The organism is Dactylosporangium darangshiense (assembly GCF_039537565.1).
In the GTDB taxonomy this organism is placed as follows: Bacteria; Actinomycetota; Actinomycetes; order Mycobacteriales; family Micromonosporaceae; genus Dactylosporangium; species Dactylosporangium darangshiense.
In genome coordinates this window covers 1-1,295 of record NZ_BAABAT010000190.1, presented here as the reverse complement: position 1 = coordinate 1,295, position 1,295 = coordinate 1, and the positions used below count along the sequence as shown (strand labels likewise).

The following is a 1,295-nucleotide window of genomic DNA, read 5'->3' as shown; positions in this document are numbered from 1 at the left end:
GGCTTGAGTTGCCCTGTGTCAACCCCTGGGTCGGGCGGCCGTTGGTTGGTCTTGGTTGAGGAGGGTTTGGAGGGCGCCGTGGGCGGCTGGGTTGTAGGGGACGTTGTCTTGCCAGCAGCGCCAGATGATGTGTGCCCAGGCGCGGGCGAGGATGCGGACGGCGTGGGGGTGGTCGCAGCCGCGGGCGGTGGCTTTGGCGTACAGGTCGGCGGCCCAGGGGTTGGCGCGGCGGGAGTCGCCGGCGAAGTCGCACAGGGCGTCGCGCAGTTGTTTGTCGGCGCCCCAGCGGAAGGTGACGGTTTTGACCTTGCCCGATTGCCGGGTCGAGGGCGCGACGCCGGCCAGGCAGGTCAACGAGTCGCGGGTGGGGAACCGTCCGCGGGCGTCGCCGATTTCGGCGAGCAGCCGGGCGGCCCGAACGCTGCCGGAGCGGGGCAGGGACGTGAAGATCGCCGCGTCGGGATGAGCGTCCAGTTGTTCGCCGATGCTGGCGGCCAGGATTTGGATCTGGGCTGTCAGGGTCCGCAGGACGGCCACCAGCGCCGTGGTGGTGGCAGCGTGGAGGCTGGCGTACTCGCCGGTGACGCCGCGGGGTGCGGCCAACAGCCGGGCGTGCAGTACGGCTGGGTCGACGCCCCCGCTGTAGGAGACCGAGCCCAGCCAGACGGCCAGCCGCTTGGGCGAGAGCCAGTCCGCGGCCTCCTGGGTGGTGAAGCGTCCCAGGAAGGTCAGGGTGATCGCCGAGTCGATGTCGGCGAACAGCGTTGCGGCGGCGGGGAACACGATCTGCAGGTGGGCGCGCAGCTGGTTGGCCGCGGCGACCCGGTGGGTGACCAGGTCCCGGCGGGCCCGCACGCTGCCGCGCAGCGCGGTGGTCTGCTCGCTGTCATACAGCATGGGCCGCAGGCGTCGCACGTCGGTACGGACCACGTCGGCCAGGACGTAGGCGTCGAACCGGTCGTCCTTGTTCCCGGCCGAGCCGTACCGGCTGCGCAGGTTCTTCACCTGCCCGGGCGGGATCACGAAGACCACCAGCGCGGCCTGCATGAGGGTGTCGACGACGGGGCCGTCGCCGCGTTCGATGCCGACCTGCTCGACCCCGGCGCGCAGCAGCTTGGCGGCCATCCGCTTCAGCCCGGCCGCGTCGTGCGGCACGGTGAACCGGTCCAGGACCTCCCCTTGATCGCCGACCACACAGACCGCGTGGTCGTCCTTGGCCCAGTCCACCCCCGCCGTGACACGCATGGCAGTGGGGTTGGGGACGATACTCACAGTTGTCTCCTCGCTGTTGCATC

Annotated in this window: 1 protein-coding gene; it reads right to left on the bottom strand. The window is 71.0% G+C overall.

The features are described 5' to 3' along the window. Positions 1-18 precede the first annotated feature (18 nt). Positions 19-1,272 (bottom strand): IS110 family RNA-guided transposase, encoded by a 1,254-nt coding sequence (locus ABD901_RS58610; RefSeq protein WP_345145070.1) that lies wholly within the window; start codon positions 1,270-1,272, stop codon positions 19-21. Positions 1,273-1,295: the final 23 nt, after the last annotated feature.